15 protein-coding genes are annotated in these 17,873 nt (G+C 68.8%); 7 read left to right on the top strand and 8 right to left on the bottom strand.

What is annotated here, in order from left to right; all coding sequences use genetic code 11:
- Positions 1-114 precede the first annotated feature (114 nt).
- The 3 genes from B0293_RS38010 to B0293_RS38000 are packed head-to-tail and all read left to right on the top strand — an operon-like array spanning position 115 to position 3,681.
- On the top strand, positions 115-1,713 hold the full coding sequence (locus tag B0293_RS38010; RefSeq protein WP_039918255.1) for an acyl-CoA carboxylase subunit beta: 1,599 nt from the start codon (positions 115-117) through the stop codon (positions 1,711-1,713).
- The gene (locus B0293_RS38005) at positions 1,710-1,895 is read left to right on the top strand and encodes an acyl-CoA carboxylase subunit epsilon (RefSeq protein ID WP_077241494.1); all 186 of its coding nucleotides are present in this window, start codon (positions 1,710-1,712) and stop codon (positions 1,893-1,895) included. Before B0293_RS38010 ends, B0293_RS38005 begins: the two co-directional genes overlap by 4 nt.
- A 19-nt stretch (positions 1,896-1,914) precedes the next feature.
- A complete protein-coding gene (locus tag B0293_RS38000) occupies positions 1,915-3,681 on the top strand; it encodes an acetyl/propionyl/methylcrotonyl-CoA carboxylase subunit alpha (protein WP_005158420.1) in 1,767 nt (588 codons plus the stop codon).
- Position 3,682: 1 nt separating this feature from the next.
- Here B0293_RS38000 and B0293_RS37995 read toward each other — a convergent pair whose 3' ends face one another.
- Complete coding sequence (locus B0293_RS37995) at positions 3,683-5,131, bottom strand: carotenoid oxygenase family protein (protein WP_039918252.1); 1,449 nt, start codon at positions 5,129-5,131, stop codon at positions 3,683-3,685.
- A 75-nt stretch (positions 5,132-5,206) separates the two neighbouring features.
- On the opposite strand from B0293_RS37995, the gene B0293_RS37990 reads away from it, so the two are divergent.
- The gene (locus tag B0293_RS37990) at positions 5,207-5,905 is read left to right on the top strand and encodes a TetR/AcrR family transcriptional regulator (protein WP_005158414.1); all 699 of its coding nucleotides are present in this window, start codon (positions 5,207-5,209) and stop codon (positions 5,903-5,905) included.
- A gap of 97 nt (positions 5,906-6,002) precedes the next feature.
- Positions 6,003-6,944 carry an alpha/beta hydrolase-fold protein gene (locus B0293_RS37985; protein WP_005158410.1) on the top strand — a complete coding sequence of 314 codons (942 nt, stop codon included), beginning with the start codon at positions 6,003-6,005 and terminating at the stop codon, positions 6,942-6,944.
- 4 nt (positions 6,945-6,948) lie between these two features.
- Here B0293_RS37985 and B0293_RS37980 read toward each other — a convergent pair whose 3' ends face one another.
- The 6 genes from B0293_RS37980 to tig form a co-directional block, all read right to left on the bottom strand.
- Positions 6,949-7,869: a sensor histidine kinase gene (locus tag B0293_RS37980; protein ID WP_245191961.1), complete on the bottom strand. Its 921-nt coding sequence runs from the start codon at positions 7,867-7,869 to the stop codon at positions 6,949-6,951.
- Positions 7,870-7,946: 77 nt separating this feature from the next.
- Complete coding sequence (locus tag B0293_RS37975) at positions 7,947-8,330, bottom strand: hypothetical protein (protein WP_039918248.1); 384 nt, start codon at positions 8,328-8,330, stop codon at positions 7,947-7,949.
- Positions 8,331-8,432: 102 nt separating this feature from the next.
- A complete protein-coding gene (clpX, locus tag B0293_RS37970) occupies positions 8,433-9,728 on the bottom strand; it encodes an ATP-dependent Clp protease ATP-binding subunit ClpX (RefSeq protein WP_005158397.1) in 1,296 nt (431 codons plus the stop codon).
- A gap of 230 nt (positions 9,729-9,958) precedes the next feature.
- The gene (locus B0293_RS37965) at positions 9,959-10,630 is read right to left on the bottom strand and encodes an ATP-dependent Clp protease proteolytic subunit (protein ID WP_005158392.1); all 672 of its coding nucleotides are present in this window, start codon (positions 10,628-10,630) and stop codon (positions 9,959-9,961) included.
- 27 nt (positions 10,631-10,657) lie between these two features.
- Positions 10,658-11,260 (bottom strand): ClpP family protease, encoded by a 603-nt coding sequence (locus B0293_RS37960; protein WP_007034748.1) that lies wholly within the window; start codon positions 11,258-11,260, stop codon positions 10,658-10,660.
- Positions 11,261-11,444: 184 nt separating this feature from the next.
- On the bottom strand, positions 11,445-12,815 hold the full coding sequence (gene tig / locus B0293_RS37955; protein WP_005158387.1) for a trigger factor: 1,371 nt from the start codon (positions 12,813-12,815) through the stop codon (positions 11,445-11,447).
- 452 nt (positions 12,816-13,267) lie between these two features.
- Here tig and B0293_RS37950 point away from each other — a divergent pair, with 452 nt between their 5' ends.
- On the top strand, positions 13,268-15,280 hold the full coding sequence (locus B0293_RS37950) for a fatty acid desaturase (protein WP_039918348.1): 2,013 nt from the start codon (positions 13,268-13,270) through the stop codon (positions 15,278-15,280).
- Between the two features lie 345 nt (positions 15,281-15,625).
- Here B0293_RS37950 and B0293_RS37945 read toward each other — a convergent pair whose 3' ends face one another.
- Positions 15,626-16,180 (bottom strand): hypothetical protein, encoded by a 555-nt coding sequence (locus B0293_RS37945; protein ID WP_077241493.1) that lies wholly within the window; start codon positions 16,178-16,180, stop codon positions 15,626-15,628.
- Between the two features lie 158 nt (positions 16,181-16,338).
- Here B0293_RS37945 and B0293_RS37940 point away from each other — a divergent pair, with 158 nt between their 5' ends.
- Complete coding sequence (locus B0293_RS37940) at positions 16,339-17,871, top strand: sensor histidine kinase (RefSeq protein WP_005158377.1); 1,533 nt, start codon at positions 16,339-16,341, stop codon at positions 17,869-17,871.
- Positions 17,872-17,873: the final 2 nt, after the last annotated feature.

The raw sequence follows: 17,873 nt of genomic DNA, 5'->3' as shown, positions 1-17,873 counted from the left end.
ACGCCTCTGAGCACGCGAGTTACGTTCCCGATCACGCGAGTTACGTCTTCGCGCACCTCGGGCTCGGAAACGGTGCCGCCTTTGCCTTACCTGTCAATATGCGAAGGGGTGGACATGACGATCGTCGAGGACCGGGCCGAGCCGGATGCCGGCTCACGCTTGCCCGATCTGCGCGAGCGGACGGCGGAATTGGCTCGGCTGCGCGAGGACGTGCACGCGGGGCCGAGTGCCAAGGCGACCGAAGCGCAGAAGTCCAAGGGAAAGCTGACCGCTCGCGAGCGGATAGAGCTGTTGTTCGACAAGGGCTCCTTCACCGAAGTGGAGCCGTTGCGACGGCACCGGGCGACCGGATTCGGCCTGGAGAAGAGAAAGCCTCATACGGACGGCGTCGTCACCGGGTGGGGGCTGGTGCACGGGCGCACGGTGTTCGTCTACGCGCACGACTTCCGGATCTTCGGCGGCGCGCTCGGCGAGGCGCACGCGCAGAAGATCCACAAGATCATGGACCTCGCCGAGTCGGCGGGCGCGCCGATCGTCGGGCTGTGCGACGGAGCGGGCGCGCGCATCCAGGAGGGTGTCACCGCGCTTGCCGGGTACGGCGGGATCTTCACCCGGAACGTCCGGAACTCCGGCGTCCTGCCGCAGATCAGCGTGATCATGGGGCCGTGCGCGGGCGGGGCGGCGTACTCGCCGGCACTCACCGACTTCGTGTTCATGGTCCGCGACACCTCGCAGATGTTCATCACCGGTCCGGATGTGGTGCACGCGGTCACCGGAGAGGTGATCAGCCACGACGGGCTCGGCGGCGCGGACGTGCACTCCGGAACCTCCGGAGTGGCCGGATTCGCTTACGACGACGAGGAAAACTGCCTGGAGGACGTCCGCTACCTCCTGTCGATGCTCCCGGCGAACAACCGCGAGCTGCCACCGCGGGTGCCGTCGGCCGATCCGGCGGACCGTCGCGGCGAGGCCTTGCTCGATCTGGTTCCCGCCGATCCGAACCAGGCCTACGACATGCGATCGGTGCTCGGCGAGGTCGTCGATGACGGCGAGTTCTTCGAAGTGCACGAGAACTGGGCGATGAACGTCGTGTGCGCACTGTCACGTTTGGACGGACACGTCGTCGGGATCGTGGCGAACCAGCCCTCGGTGCTGGCCGGCGTACTCGACATCGCCGCGTCCGAGAAGGCCGCGAAGTTCGTGACGATGTGCGACGCGTTCAACATCCCCCTCGTGTCCTTTGTGGACGTACCGGGGTTCCTTCCCGGTGTCGATCAGGAACACGGCGGGATCATCAGGCATGGGGCGAAGCTCTTGTACGCCTACTGCAACGCGACCGTGCCCCGGATCCAGGTGATCGTGCGCAAGGCCTACGGCGGCGCGTACATCGTGATGGACTCCCGGTCGATCGGCACCGACCTGTCGCTGGCCTGGCCGGTCAACGAAATCGCCGTGATGGGTGCCGAGGGCGCGGCGAACGTGGTTTTCCGGCGTGAGATCGAGGCCTCGGCCGACCCCGCGGGCACCAGGCGGGCGCGGGTCGACGAATATCGCGACGAACTCATGCATCCCTACTACGCGGCCGAACGGGGCCTGGTCGACGACGTGATCGATCCCGCGGAGACGAGGCCGCGGCTGATCGCGGCACTCGCGATGCTGCGGGCCAAGCACGTACCGGTGCCGACCCGCAAGCACGGGAACCACCCGCAATGACCGAGATCCGCGTGGTCCGCGGCGACCCGACGCCGACCCGGATCGCGGCCTTGACCATGGCCTTGCTCGCGGTGCCGCGGACGACGACAGAGCCACCGAAGAGCGCCGGTACGGCTCCCTGGTGCCGCGGCGGCGACGTACCGGACTGGGCGTCGAAATCACGACCTGGCTGGAAGACATGAACCACACCAAGGAATCTCGATGACAGTACGCACAGTCTTGATCGCCAACCGCGGCGAGATCGCGGTCCGGGTGGCGCGGGCATGCCGCGACGCCGGCCTCCGCAGCGTCGCCGTCTATGCCGACCCGGACCGCGACGCACCGCATGTGCGGGCCGCGGACACCGCGTTCGCGCTCGGCGGCGACCTGCCGTCGAACAGCTACCTGGACGGGCGGAAGATCCTGCGGGCGGCCGCGGAATCGGGCGCGGACGCGGTGCATCCCGGCTACGGTTTCCTCTCGGAGAACGCGGGTTTCGCCCAGGCCGTGCTCGACGCCGGCCTCGTCTGGATCGGCCCGCCGCCGCACGCGATCCGTTCCCTCGGCGACAAGGTCGCGGCCAGGCGCATCGCGAACCGGGTGGGCGCGCCGCTGGTGGCGGGTACGCCCGAGCCGGTGTCCGGGCCCGGCGAAGTGCTGGACTTCGCCCGCGCGCACGGGCTTCCGATCGCCATCAAGGCCGCGCACGGCGGTGGCGGCCGCGGCCTGAAGGTCGCACGGGACCTGGCCGAGATTCCCGAGCTGTTCGAATCCGCCGTGCGGGAGGCGGTCACGGCCTTCGGTTCCGGCGACTGCTTCGTCGAGCGCTACCTCGACCGGCCTCGGCACGTCGAAACGCAGTGCCTCGCCGACAGCCACGGGACCGTGGTGGTCGTCTCGACCCGTGACTGCAGTCTCCAGCGACGGCACCAGAAACTCGTCGAAGAGGCCCCTGCGCCGTTTCTCACCGAGGACCAGCGGGAACAGCTGCATTCCGCGTCCAAGGCGATCCTGCGCGAAGCGGGCTACGTCGGCGCGGGGACTTGCGAATTCCTCATCGGCGAGGACGGCACGGTGTCGTTCCTCGAAGTCAACACCCGGTTGCAGGTCGAGCACCCGGTGACCGAGGAGATCACCGGGATCGACCTGGTCCGCGAAATGTTCCGCATCGCGGACGGGGAGCCGCTCGGCTACGACGAGGTCCGCTCGCGCGGGCATTCGATCGAGTTCCGGATCAACGGCGAGGATCCCGGACGCGGGTTCCTGCCCGCGCCGGGAACGATCACGCGGCTGGCGTTCCCCAGCGGGCCGGGAGTCCGCGTCGACACCGGGGTCGAGACGGGCACGGTGATCGGACCGGCCTGGGATTCCCTGCTCGCCAAGCTCATCGTCACCGGGGCCACCCGCGAGCAGGCCCTGCGCCGCGCGCGGCGCGCGTTGCTGGAGTTCGAGGTCGACGGGATGGCGACCACCCTGCCGTTCCATCTTTCCGTTGTGGACGATCAGGCGTTCGCCCCCGAGGTGCACGGCCTCGACAGTGCCTTCAGCGTGCACACGCGGTGGATCGAGACCGAATACGTGAACACCGTCCCGCCGTTCGACGCGGTACCCGCCGAGCAGGAGCCGGCGGAACCGCGGCGGACGGTCGTGCTGGAGGTCGGCGGGGAACGGCTCGAAGTGTCGCTGCCGGCGAGCCTGGTCGGCGACGCGCCCACCTCGGCGAGACCGCCAACGCGGCGTTCCGCGCGAAGCGGCAAGGCGACGGCCGCCAATGGCGACGCGGTCGTCGCCCCGATGCAGGGAACGGTGGTGCGTGTCGCGGTCGACGAAGGCGCTTCGGTGGCCGAGGGCGACCTCATCACCGTCCTGGAGGCGATGAAGATGGAGCAGCCGCTGCACGCGCACCGCTCGGGAACCGTCACCGGGTTGACGGCCCTGCCGGGAGCCACCATCGCCGGCGGCACCGTCGTCTGCGAAATCCGGGACTGATCTAGGCCGTGGGAGCCGGGTCCCAGTTGCCGTGGAAGCCGTTCGGCACCCGGTCCGGAAGGTGCACGGCTCCCACGGTCTCCAGCGTTCCGGCGTCCAAAATGGTCAGATCGCTCTTCTGCGTCGCGGGATCGTAGACGAAACCCATCAGCACGCCCTCGTCTTCGCCCGCGTCCGCCGAGGACGGAACGAACACGAACTCCCCCACCTGCGCGCCGGCGCCGAACTCCCTCGACTCGACCGAGCGCTTCCACAGATCGTGTTTGAGCAAGGCACCCGAGGACGCCGATCCATCCTTTGTGGACACCGAGTAGCCGAAGCGGTGCGGCCTCCCGAGCAGCCGCTCGTCGACGCGCGGGAACTCCTGGCCCTGGTCGTCGATGCGTTCCTCGACGACCTTGCCCGCGGCCAGGTCGACGGTCCAGCGGTCCAGGGTCGGCGGCCCCTCGGCGGGCCCCTGCAGTTCGGTGGCGAACATCTTCGGATGCCGGACGACGTCGAGCACGATGGAGTCGCCGTCGTCGTAGGCGTTCATCGGATGGAACACGTAGCACGGCTCGACCTCGAACCAGCGGATGTCGCCGTTGCCGCCCTCCCGCGGCATGACCCCGATCCGCGCCGGGTACTTCGGGTTCCAGCGATACGGCAGGCCCGCGTTGCCCGAGATCCGCTGCCGCAGCTTCGCTCCGAACGGATCCGGCACCTTCACCCTGCCCACGAGCGCGGACACCACGAGCCGGGCAGGTGTGCGCAGGAACGCCGGGACCGACGTGGCGACGGCCTGTTCGCTCTCGAACGTGACCGGGAGGTCGTAGAAGACGACGTGCTTCTCGGTCAGGGAGAAGTCGTGCATCATCGGCGAACCGGTGACCTCGACGTCGACCGTGCGCTTGGCGCGACCCTGGGCGTCGATCACCGAGTACTGCACCTTGTTGCCCCAGCCGAAGAAGTACGACACGGCGTGCAGTTCGCCGGTCTCCGGGTCACGCTTCGGATGGGCGGTGTAGCCGCCGGGGAGCGTGCCGTCGAAATCGCAGGCGCCGACGGTGTCGAGCTCGTCGGTCAGCTCGAAGCTCGTCGCGCCGCCCTCGATCAGCGCGAGGGTCTTGCCGGCGTGGCCGATCACGTTCGTGTTCGCCCCCATGGAGGCGACCCCGGGAACGGATCCGCCTTCCCAGCGCTCGCCGAGTTCCCGCGAAAGCCGGGGGTTGCGCACCCAGCGGTTGCGGTACCACTCGGCGCGGCCGTCGCGCAGCCGGACGCCGTGCACCATGCCGTCGCCCATGAACCAGTGATAGGTCGCCGGGTCCACTTCGGACAGCGGGTTCGGCCCGTTCCGCAGATAGCGCCCGTCCAGGTACTCCGGGATGTGCCCGGTGACGCGCAGTTCGGTGATCGTGTGCTCACGGTTGACGGGGGCGAAGTTGCCCTCGAGGAACTTGTTACCCATCACGGGCCCCCTGATTCGGTGACTATAACGTGGTTATGGAAACATTTATAACAGGGTTATGGGATACTGGCAAGCATGTCACCGAAACCCGCCGCCGCCGAGGTCAAGGCCAAGCTGATCGAGGCGGCGATCCGGCTCCTCGCCGACGGCGGCCCGGAGTCGCTCCAGGCCCGCAAGCTGGCGGCCGAGATCGGCGCGTCGACCATGGCCGTGTACACCCACTTCGGCGGGATGGGAGCCTTGGTGGACGAAGTCGCGCGCGAGGGCTTCCGGCGGCTGTCAGCGAATCTCGGCGGGGTCGAGGAGACCGAGGACCCGTCGGCCGACATCCTCACCCTGGCGCTGGCGTACCGGCGGACCGTGGTGGACAACCCGCAGCTCTACGCGGTGACCTTCGGCCAGAGCGCGCCCGACGGGCAGAAGGCGGCGCTGGGCGACATGACCAGCGAGGAGAGCCGCCAGAACGCCAGCGAAGAGGGCGTCGAGGCCTTCGGCTACCTCGTCCGTGCCGCGAAACGGGTGATCGACGCCGGACGGTTCCGCCCCGCCTCGGAGTTCGAAGTCGCCGCTCAGCTCTGGAGCGCCGTACACGGCTACATCACACTGGAGGTCGCCGGCCACTTCGGCGACGGCCGGAATGGCGTGGACCACATCCTGATTCCCCTGGCCACCGCGCTCGGCGTGGGTTTGGGCGACACTTTCGAGGCCGCGACGCGGTCCGCGCAGGTCTCGATCGACGCCTGGCGCGCGAAAGAGGGAAACATCGGCACCTGATCCGGCGATACCCCGGTCACAGGTCGGTGAATCGTGCAACCTTCCAGCGAGAACGCACGTCTGTCCTGGTAGAAGATCAACGGGGGAACGGGGACGGGTGAACGAGGACGACCAGGGGCACGCGACGCTGCCGGGGGTGCATGGCGCACGCCGCTGGCTGAGCCGTCGTTCCGTGCTGATCGCCGGGGCCTCCGGTCTCGGCGTCGCGGGGCTCGCCGCCGGAACGGCCACCGGAGCCCTTCCGTTCAGCGAAGCGCTTCAGCGGGCACTCGGCGTCGCTTCGCCGACCCCGGCCACCCAGCTCGGCAGCCCCCGCGTCGAACGCGTGTACTCCGAAGCCCGCGGGCGCGAGGTCGACCTCGTCCTGCTGCTGCCGACCAAGGCGCCGCCCAAGGGCCTGCCGATGTCGCTGATGCTGCACGGCCTCCACGGCACCGCGCGGCACGCCGCCCCGACCGGACTGCTCAAGCAACTCGGCAGCGACGTCGCCCGCAAGGCGGTGCCCCCGTTCGGCTTCGTCGCGGTCGACGGCGGCGACCACTACTGGCACGAGAACCAGCCCGGGGACAACCCGATGGCGATGCTGCTGGAAGAGGTACCCCGCTGGCTGGCCGCCCGCGGCCTCGGCGGCCGGGACGGGCTGCCGTTCGCCGCCACCGGGCTTTCGATGGGCGGTTTCGGCGCGCTTCTCTACACGCGGCGCCGTCTGGAACGCCGTCGCCCGCCCGCCGCGGTCGCGGCACTCGCGCCCGCCCTGATCACGTCGTGGCCGGAGATGAGCAAGCGGCGCGCGTTCCGCGACGCCGCCGACTGGGGCTCGCTGGACCCGTTGCGCCACATCGACGTCACCAAGAGCGTGCCGACCGGGATCTGGTGCGGGACCGAGGATCCGTTCATCGGCGGGGTGCGGAAGTTCATCTCCGAAGCACGGCCGACGGTCGCGCACACCGCGCGCGGCAAGCACGGCGACGCCTTCAACCGCACCGTCGTGCCGAGCCTGGTCGCCTTCCTCGGCAAGCACGTGCCCAAGAACGCTTAGGCCGTCAGGCGCGGAAGAACACCCGGGTCACGGTCGCCCCCGGTCTGAGGTACTGCCGGACCAGATCGGCGACCTGGTTCACCAGCACCAGACCACGTCCGCCGATCTGCCCCGGCGACGCGGGTCTGCGGCCCGCCAGCGGATCGCTCAGCGTTCCTTCGTCGACGACCTCGCAGAGCACGTGGCCCTCCTCGCGCCAGACACGGACCACACCGTGTCCCGCGCCGTGCAGCACGCTGTTGGCGGACAGTTCCGCCACGGCCAGGACGAGGTCCTCGACCCGCTCCGGGGCGAGGCCGCATTCCTCGGCTCTCTCCTGCGCGAAGTGCCGCACGGCGGAAAGCCTGCCGAGGTCGAAGCGGAACTCCTCGGCCGCCCGCGGTTCGGGCAGCGGCAGGTTGTACTTCTCGACGACCGAGTCGGGGGCGTACTCCGCGCTCGGGCGATCACCGTCGGCACCGGAGAGGGTCGGATGGGTCCGTTCGACGTCGGCGAGGACGTCGTCTTCGAGACCGGTCCGGTCGTACGGGCACAGCATGCGGAGTTCGCGGTCGCCGAAAGCGAAGTTGATCAGTGCCTCGTGCTGCGCGCACGCCGGGTACTCGACGGCCGAACGCCCCGCCCAGATCGGCTCGCCGACGATCCGGACCGGCCCCGGCCGGTTGTCCGCGAACGCGAGGAGCACGCCGGGGAGGATGCGGCCCGGATTGCGGCCCGCTTCGGTCATGTCGATGAGTTCGACGTCGGCGGCGGAATCGCCCAAGGCCGCTTCGATCAGCGTCAGATTCCGGCCCGGGACGGCCACCGCGACGGGCTCGTCGAGCTTCAACCCTTCGAGGATGTACGGAACCGTACCGGTCAGGTACTCGGTGTCACCGGAGTAGAGCAGGCCCACATGGGAGAAGGGACCCGCGGTGACTGCCACGGACTCGTCTTACCCCGTGCAGAGGATTCTGAAACCCCGCTAACGGAGGAAAAACCGAAAACCGTCCGCGGGACCGTTCAGCTCAGCCAGCGACCGGCCATCGAGATCAGCCAGAATCCGGCGAGCGTCGCACCGGTGAACAGTCCTGTCCAGCGGACGAGCGCCTGGTTCGCCTCCGCGTCGCGCGCCGCCTTGATCCGGACGAGCGCGTACGCCGAACCGGCGAACAGCGGCAGCGGGATCAGCGGCAGCGGCGACAACCGGACGACGCCCGCCACCAGGCAGGTCGCCACCAGGACGCCCAGCGCGATAGTCAGCGCGCGCGGGATCCACGGATGCCCGCGATAGGCCCCGAGGACGATGCGTTCGGTGAGTTCGACGAGTCCCCTGACCTCGCGTGGACTCGCGGCTGCCAGCTCGGAAGCCTCGTTCTCGTCCTTCGTGGAAGTCAACGGCACCATCGCATCCTATCCCGGTCCGGTCACCGGCCGGACCGGGCCGGAGAAACCGATGCCCCGGCGCGGTGGGATCCGGCCGGGGCATCGATGAGGAAAGATCGCCGCTCAGGCGGACTTCTCGCCGCGCTCGCTGTTGCGACGGCGTGACGGCTGACGCGCCACGATCGTCGGGTTCACGTTCTCGCGGACGGTCTGCTCGGTGATGACGACCTTCGCGACATCGTCGCGGCTGGGGATGTCGTACATGACCGGCTGCAGGACCTCTTCCATGATCGCGCGCAGGCCACGGGCGCCGGTGCCGCGGAGCACGGCCTGGTCGGCGATGGCCTCGAGCGCGGTCTTGGTGAACTCCAGCTCGACGTTGTCCATCTCGAAGAGCTTCTTGTACTGCTTCACCAGCGCGTTGCGCGGCGTGGTCAGGATGCTGACCAGCGAGTCCTTGTCCAGGTGGGTCACCGTCGCCACGACCGGGAGGCGGCCGATGAACTCCGGGATGAGCCCGAACTTGATCAGGTCCTCCGGCATGGTGTCGGAGAAGATGTCGCTCTCGTCGATCTCGGCCTTCGTGCGGATCTCCGCGCCGAAACCGAGGCCGCGCTTGCCGACCCGCTCGTTGATGATCTTCTCCAGCCCGGCGAACGCGCCGGCCACGATGAACAGCACATTCGTCGTGTCGATCTGGATGAACTCCTGGTGCGGGTGCTTGCGACCGCCCTGCGGCGGCACCGAAGCGGTGGTGCCCTCGAGGATCTTCAGCAGCGCCTGCTGCACGCCCTCGCCGGACACGTCGCGGGTGATCGACGGGTTCTCGGACTTCCGGGCGATCTTGTCGACCTCGTCGATGTAGATGATGCCCGTCTCGGCCCGCTTGACGTCGTAATCCGCCGCCTGGATCAGCTTGAGCAGGATGTTCTCGACGTCCTCGCCGACGTACCCGGCTTCGGTGAGCGCCGTCGCGTCCGCGATCGCGAACGGGACGTTGAGCATCTTCGCCAGCGTCTGGGCCAGGTAGGTCTTGCCGCAGCCCGTCGGCCCGAGCATCAGGATGTTGGACTTCGCCAGTTCGACGGTCTCGTCCTTGGAATCCTTCGGCCCGGCCTTGTCGTCGGACTGCACACGCTTGTAGTGGTTGTACACCGCCACGGCCAGCGAACGCTTCGCGTCGTCCTGGCCGATGATGTACTGCTCGAGGAACTCGTGGATCTCGGCGGGCTTGGGCAGCTCGTCGAGCTTGACCTCACCGGCCTCGGCCAGTTCCTCTTCGATGATCTCGTTGCAGAGATCGATGCACTCATCGCAGATGTAGACCCCGGGGCCGGCAATGAGCTTCTTCACCTGCTTCTGGCTCTTGCCGCAGAAAGAACATTTCAGCAGGTCGCCGCCGTCACCGATCCGTGCCATGGCCGTTGACCTCGTCCCCTCCGGCGCTTTCCTTCGCGCCTGCACTGTCGTGCTGACTGTCGTACCCCGGTCACGGATGACCTCTCGGAGCCTCACACACTGCCACTGACGGTACCCGTCCGATGCCGTCGGCGGGAGAACCAACGTCACATCTGAGCACGCCAGAAGCTGACCTTAGACCAGGGATCCGGTGCGTGTCGTCTCCCGACACGCACCGGTCCCTCCCGCGATCAGCTGCTCGAGGCCTTGCGGTACTCGAGCACCTCGTCGACGATCCCGTACGCCTTGGCCTCGTCGGCCGTCAGGATCTTGTCGCGCTCGATGTCCTTCTTGACCTCGTCGGCGTCCTTGTTCGTGTGCTTCGCCAGGATGACCTCCATCTGGCGCCGCACTCGCTGGATCTCGTTGGCCTGGATCTCCAGGTCCGACACCTGGCCGTAGGTGCCCTCGGTGGCGGGCTGGTGGATCAGCACGCGCGAGTTCGGCAGCGTGAACCGCTTGCCGGGGGTACCGGCCGCCAGGAGCACCGCGGCGGCCGAAGCGGCCTGCCCGATGCACATGGTGACGATGTCGGGGCGGACGTACTGCATCGTGTCGTAGATCGCCATCAGCGCGGTGAACGAGCCACCGGGCGAGTTGATCAGGATCATGATGTCGCGGTCCGGGTCCTCGTGCTCGAGGTGCAGCAGCTGGACCATCACGTCGTTGGCCGACGCGTCGTCGATCTGCACGCCGAGCATGATCTGACGCTCTTCGTACAGCTTGTTGTACGGGTTCGATTCCTTGATGCCGTAGCTCGTGCGCTCGACGTACGAGGGCAGGACGTACCGCGACTGCGGCAGCTGGAGCCGCGACTGCATCCCCGGCGCCTGCGACCCGTTCGGAAGCTGGAAGTTGCTCATTGAAATTCTCCTGTGTGCCGGCGCGGATCAGCTGTTGGGAAGCGGGTTCTCGCGCGTGAGGACCTGGTCCACGAAGCCGTAGTCCTTCGCCTCCTGCGCGGTGAACCAGCGGTCGCGGTCACCGTCCTTGACGATCTGCTCGACCGTCTGACCGGTCTGCTCGGCGGTGATCCGGGCCAGCTCCTGCTTCCACTTGCCGAACACCTCGGCCTGGATGGCGATGTCGGAGGCGGTACCGCCGACACCCGCCGAGGGCTGGTGCATGAGGATGCGCGCGTGCTGCAGCGCGTACCGCTTGCCGGGCGTGCCGGACGAGAGCAGGAACTGCCCCATCGACGCGGCCAGGCCCATCGCGTAGGTCGCGACGTCCGGGCGGATCAGCTGCATGGTGTCGTAGATCGCGAAACCCGCGGTGACCGAGCCACCGGGCGAGTTGATGTAGAAGCGGATGTCCGACTCGGAGTCGTCTGCGTCGAGCAGCAACAACTGGGCGGTGATCCGGTTCGCGACCTCGTCGTTGACCTCGGAGCCGAGGACGACGATGCGCTCCTGGAGCAACCGCTCGAAGACCGAGTCGGTGAGGTTGAGCCCCGCGGTTCCGGTCCGCGCCTCGGGCATGTGCTGCGTCACGTCTGCCTGCCTTTTCGCCGACGGCGGCCAGCCGTGCCTCGGCCGCCGCTGTATGTCCAGATGCTGTGTCCAGGTGCTGAGGATCTTGCAACCGACCCTAACGAACTTGGGCGGTGCAGAATGCCTGACACCGCCCAAGTTCGCTTACAGCTTTACGGTCCGTTTCGACCGGACCGGGTATTCCCTACTCGGCCGCAGTCTTCGCGGTTTCGTCGGTGACCTGCGTCTCCTCGGCTGCGGGGCCGAAGAGCTCTTCGAGGTCGACCGCGGTACCCGAGGCGTCGGTCACGGTGGTCTTGCGGACCACCGAGGCCAGCGCCTTGCCGCGACGGACGTCGGCATAGATCGCGGTCAGCTGACCGGACTGCTGCGCCCGCTGGACGTACTCGTCCGGGCTGACGCCGAAGCGCTGGGCCTGGTAGATGATCCGCTCGGTGAGCTCGCCGTCGTTGACCGACGTCTGCTCGGCGTCGGCGATGCTGTCCAGCAGCAGCTGCGTGCGGACCGCCTTCTCCGACTCCTCGCGCACCTCGGTGTCGAACTCTTCGAGGGTGCGGCCTTCGGCTTCGAGGGCCTTGGCGAACTGCGCCTCGTCGTGGTCGAACGGGTGGATCGCGTCGTGCTTGCGGTTCTCGATCTCGGCTTCGAGGACCTTCTCCGGGATCGCGACCTCGGTGCGCTCGAGCAGCTCCTCGAGGACCTTGTCGCGGGCCTGGACGCCCTGCTGCATCTTCTTGACGCGGCCGAGGCGCTCGCGAAGGTCGCCCTTCAGCTCGTCGATCGTGTCGAACTCGCTCGCCATCTGGGCGAACTCGTCGTCCGCCTCGGGCAGCTCGCGCTGCTTGATGGTCTGCACGGTGACGGTGACGTCGGCGTCCTTGCCGGTGTGCTCGCCGGCGACCAGCTTCGTGGTGAAGGTCTTGGTCTCGCCCGCGTTCGCGCCGATGATCGCCTCGTCGATGCCGTCGACGAGCTGGCCGGAGCCGATCTCGTAGGACAGGCCGGTGGTCGAGGCCTCCTCGACCTCCTGACCGTCGACGGTGGCCGCGAGGTCGATCGAGACGAAGTCGCCGTTCTCGGCCGCGCGCTCGACACCGGTGAGGGTGCCGAAGCGGGCGCGCAGCTCGTCGAGCTGCTCGTCGACCTCGGCGTCGGTCAGTTCGACGTCGTCGACGCTGACCGCGAAGCCTTCGAGGTCGGGCAGCGAGATCTCCGGGCGGATGTCGACTTCGGCGGTGAACTCGAGGACCTCACGGTCCTCCAGCTTGGTCACCTCGAACTCGGGCTGGCCCAGCGTGCGGACCTCGCCCGCGCGCACGGCTTCCATGTACTTGGCCGGAATGACCTCGTTGACGACCTCGTCGAGCACCGGGGCTCGCCCGATCCGGCTTTCCAGCACGCGAGCCGGCGCCTTGCCCGGACGGAAGCCGGGGATGCGCACCTGCTGGGCGATCTTGCGGTAGGCGCGGTCGAAGTTCGGCTTGAGCTCGTCGAACGGCACCTCGACATTGATCTTGACTCGCGTCGGGCTGAGCTGCTCGACGGTGCTCTTCAACGTATTCTCCTCGAGCGGTAAACGATGTGTTTGAGCATCCGCATACGGTCGGCAGCGGATGCGCCCTGGCCAGCTTGCAGACCGGGCCGTCCGAGTCTAGGCCCCGGGGCTCATCGGGCCGGTCCCGGGGCCATCAGCCCGCCTTCCCGGACCGATCACAGCTTTCGAGAGCTGTCCGAGTAACCGGCCCCGGACCACCCGATCGGACCAGTTTTCGGTTCTTCTCTGTTACGAAGCGGCCCTTTCCTGGACACGGATGCGCGTCGCGCCGCACCATCGGGCGCCGTGACGAGGCGTTTCAGCAGCCAGATGAAGTTTACAAACCAGTACTAGTTGTCTACGGTGTGACAGCTTGTTTCGGTAGCATCGACCGAGGGGAACGATCGATGGCCGTCGCCGTAACCCGGTCCGAGGACACGGATGGAATTCCCGCGCAGAAGCTGAGACGCGGGGTGCCCAACCCGCGGATCCCGCTGCCGGTGGTCTCGGTGCCGACAGTGTTGCTGTTCACCGGCGGCCTCATGGTCTGGGCCGGCGCCACCTGGCTGGTGGTCAACGACGCCGCGCCGCTCTGGGTGACCATTCCCCTGCACGCGCTCGTCACCTTCACGATGTTCACCGTGCTGCACGAGTCGACGCATCACGCCGCCGGGCAGCTCACCTGGGTCAACGAACTGCTCGGCAGGCTGGCGATGCCGTTCGTCGCCGGTTACGGCTCCTTCCCCCTGGTGCGCTACATCCATCTGGAGCACCACCGCAACACCAACGAGGACGCCCACACCGATCCCGACGCCTGGACCGCGCACGGCCCCTGGTGGCAGCTGCCGTTGCGCTGGCTGACCATCGACTTCTGGTATGCCCGCTTCTACGTGGCGCGGCAGCGCACGCGGCCGCCGTCGGAGCGGATCGAGACCGCGGCGGTCGTCGCGCTGAGCTTCGCCGCGTTCGCCTGGCTGACCGTGACCGGGCACGGCTGGGAACTGTTGGTGGCGTACCTGATCCCGCAGCGTGTCGGGCTGGCCGTGCTGGCCTGGTGGTTCGACTGGCTCCCGCATCACGACCTCGGCGAGCAGCGGCAGAACCGGTTCGGCGCCACCCGCGTCCGCGTGGGGCTCGAATGGCTGATGACGCCGATCATGCTGTGCCAGAACTACCACCTGGTGCACCATCTCCACCCGGCGATCCCGTTCTACCGGTACCTGCGCGCGTGGCGGGACAACCGCGACGCCTACCTCGCCAGGGACGTCCCGATCGCGACCGCGTGGGGCCGCGAACTGACGTCGACGGAGTACCGCGAATGGCGTCAGCTCACCGGCTCGTTCGACGAGGAGCCGCCCGCTCCGCAGCCCCGGCCGCCGGGCCGGTTCCATTCGCTGCGGGTCTCCGAGGTCCGGCAGCTGTGCGAAGGCGCCGTCACGGTGACGTTCGACGTGCCGGAGCGGCTGCGGGAGACCTTCCGGTTCACCCCCGGCCAGCATCTCGTCATCCGCGCGGAGGTGGACGGGGAAGAGGTGCGGCGCGCCTACTCGATCTGCTCGACGCCGGACTCGGGAGTGCTGCGGATCGCGATCAAGCACCAGCTCGGCGGCGTGTTCTCGACGTTCGCCACCACGGAACTCGAGGCGGGCGACGTGCTGGAAGTGCTGCCCCCTGACGGAGTGTTCACGCTAACGCCGGCACAGGGCCGCTCCGGCCGTTACGTCGCGCTCGCCGCGGGGAGCGGGATCACGCCGATCCTGTCGATCCTGACCTCGACGTTGCAGAACGAGCCCAACAGCAAGGCGACCTTGCTGTACATCAACACCTCCGGCGCCAGCACGATGTTCGCGACCGAACTGACGGCGCTGGCCACGCGGTTGGGCGGGCGGCTGCACGTCGTGCACTACCGCACCGACGAACGCGACCCGGACCTGCGCACGCAGCGGCTCGAGAAGCCGTTCGACATCGTCGGCGAGGCGCTGGCGATCTCGCACGAGCGCTATCAGCGCGGCCGCCTCGACGGCACCCGCCTGCGGGCGCTGCTGCAAGCGCGGCTGCACCCGGCGAAGGTGGACGAGTGGTTCCTGTGCGGGCCGCGCGACCTCGTCGACATGGCCCGGCGGACTCTTTCCGACCGGGACGTCCCCGAGGAGAACGTCCACTACGAACTGTTCCAGGGCGCGCTGCCCGTCCGGCCCTCGCGGCGGCCGGGCCCGACGCTGACGGTGACAGCGGGCGGGAAGACCGCCGAAGTCCCCGCGACGGTGGGCGAAACCGTCCTCAGCGCCGCGCTGCGTCACGGCGTCGACGCGCCGTACGCGTGTATGGGCGGGGCTTGCGGCACGTGCCGGGCGACCGTCGTGCGCGGCAGCGCGCGGATGGACGTGCGCTACGCGCTCGGCGACGAGGACGTCACCGCGGGGCGGATCCTGACCTGCCGGGCGGTGGCGACCTCGGCCGAACTGAGCGTGGACTACGACCGCTGATAGCGACGCGGCACGGACCCGGCCCGGCCCAGGTGGTCGTGAGTGGCGATTCGGGTCGTTGCGCGGTAGGCAAAGGTGTCCTGTGGGGCGTCAAGTGTTCGGCGGTGATCGGCGCGGTGAAGGGGTTTTCCCTCATCGCACGAGCGGAAAGTCCCCTTCGTCGAGGGTTTTGCGTTCTCGTGGGGCGGAGTCCTCGAAGCGTTGCGAAAGCCACTTTCGCAACCTTCAACGTTGCGGAAGTGGCTTTCGCAACACCTGAGGTCGGCGTGCGAGCGAGGGAAGGAACACGCCACATTTGCCTTACCCTCAAATAGAACACGAATCGCCACTCACGACACCGCACGACTAATGGCCGGGCGGCGTCCCTCCGGAACCACCGTCGCCGCCGGAAGGCGGTCCCTGGTCCTCCCCCGTCGACTCCCGCACCGACTGCGCGGTCGCGGTCGTGCCGGAGGTCGTGGCGACGACGGTGACCGTGTCCCCGGTCGCGACGCCGTTCACCACCGACGCGTCGATCGTGTAGACCTTGCTGTAGCCGTCGTCGCTCACCGCGGTCAGCGACGTCGCGCTCAGCTCGGTCACCTTCCCGGTCTGTGTGAGTTGCGTGGTGTACCCGCCGTTGCCGTCCGAGACGACGTACTCGCCGTGAAGGGCACGGGAACCGCCGGGGCCGCCCATGCCCGCCCCGCCGCCCGGAGCGCCGCCCGGAGCCGCGGACGCGGTGTCGGCCGACGAACCGGCGGCCCAGATCGCGGCCCCGCCACCGACGGCGAGGACAGCGGCGGCCGCGCCCGCGACGACGGCTTTGCGTTTCCCGCCACGCGAAGACGCCGGAGCACCCCAGTCCGAAGTGGACGGAGTGGCGGGAGTGGCCGGAGTGGACTGCGTGGTTTCGTTCATGGTCTTCGACTCCTGTGGTCTCGTCGGTGACTCCACCGTCCGCACCGCGGCTGTGCCCGGCCTGTGCCCGCCGTCAGACCTTTCTGTGACACACGCGCACAGCGGGCTCACAGGTGGGACACAACGCGTACATACGACCTCGGCGCACGCTCGTGTCCATGGCAACCGGTTCGGCCCCGACCACCGGCCCGCGCCGGTGGTCCCGGCCCGGGCGGCTTTCCCTGCGCGCCAAACTGACCGGGTCGATGGTGCTGTTGCTCACCTTCGTCTGCCTGGTGATCGGCGTCGCCAGCGAGATCGCGCTGCGGTCGTTCCTCACCGGCCAGATCGACGACCAGCTCTCGGCCGCGTCGTCCCGCGCCCACGACTTCGCGAACCGGCCACCGGAGGACGGTCGCGGTCCCAACCCGCTCAACGCGCCGGGCCAGGCCTCCGGGACGCTCAGCGTGCGCTACTCCGGTGACCGGGTGCTCTACGCCGGAGTCCTTACCGTGCAAGGACTTCCCCAAGGGCTGTCGACCGAGCAGGAATCCGGCCTGTTCTCGATCCCGGCGGACCGGCCGCCGATGACGATGACCCTCGGCGGTCTCGGCGACTACCGCGTGCAAGCCGTCTCGATCCCCGGCGGCGTGGTCGTCACCGGGCTCCCGCTCGGAGCGATGCAGGACACCCTGACCACGGTCGGGTGGATCCTGTTCGGGGTCGCGGCGGCGGGCGTCACCGGCGCCGGATTCCTCGGCGCGTTCGCGGTCCGGCGCACGCTGCGGCCGCTCGACCGGGTCGCGGCGACCGCGGGCCGGGTGTCGGCGATGCGGCTGGACCGCGGCCAGGTCGCGCTTTCCGTGCGGGTGCCCGAGATCGACACCGATCCGCGCACCGAGGTCGGCCAGGTCGGTTCGGCGCTGAACCTCATGCTCGGGCATATCGCGCAGGCGCTGGAGGCCCGGCACGCCAGTGAGACCCGCGTCCGCCGGTTCGTCGCGGACGCGAGCCACGAACTCCGCACCCCGCTCGCGGCGATCCGCGGGTACGCCGAACTCGCCGGCCGCGGCAGCGCGCTGGTCACGCCGGAGGTCGCGCGTTCGATGTCGCGGATCCAGTCCGAGGCCGCCCGGATGACGACCCTGGTCGAGGATCTCCTGCTGCTGGCGAGACTCGACGCCGGACGACCGCTCGAAGCGGGCCAGGTCGACCTCGCCAGGCTGGCCGCGGACGCCGTCGGTGACGCGCACGTCGCCGGTCCGGACCATCACTGGGAACTCCGGCTCCCCCGCGAACCCGTGCTCGTCAGCGGCGACGTCCAGCGCCTGCACCAGGCGCTGGCGAACCTGCTGTCCAACGCGCGCACGCACACGCCACCGGGCACCACGGTGGTCACCGCGCTGAACCGCTCCCGCACCGGGGCGGCGGTGCTGACCGTCACCGACGACGGGCCCGGGATCGCGCCCGAACTCCTGCCGAGCGTGTTCGAACGCTTCGCCCGCGGTGACTCGTCCCGCTCACGCGCGGCGGGCAGCACCGGGCTCGGGATGGCGATCACGTCGGCCATCGTCGTGGCCCATCACGGCACGATCGAGGTGCACAGCCGCGCCGGGCACACCGAGTTCGCCGTCCATCTGCCGGTGATCGGTTCCTCACAGCGGGTGCACAGGTTCGGCACAACCACACCCCAGGTCGGCATCCGACCCTGAGG

It is taken from the genome of Amycolatopsis azurea DSM 43854 (assembly GCF_001995215.1).
Classification (GTDB): Bacteria; Actinomycetota; Actinomycetes; order Mycobacteriales; family Pseudonocardiaceae; genus Amycolatopsis; species Amycolatopsis azurea.
The sequence above is the reverse complement of the archived record's forward strand: the minus strand, read 5'-3'. Positions and strand labels throughout refer to the sequence as shown.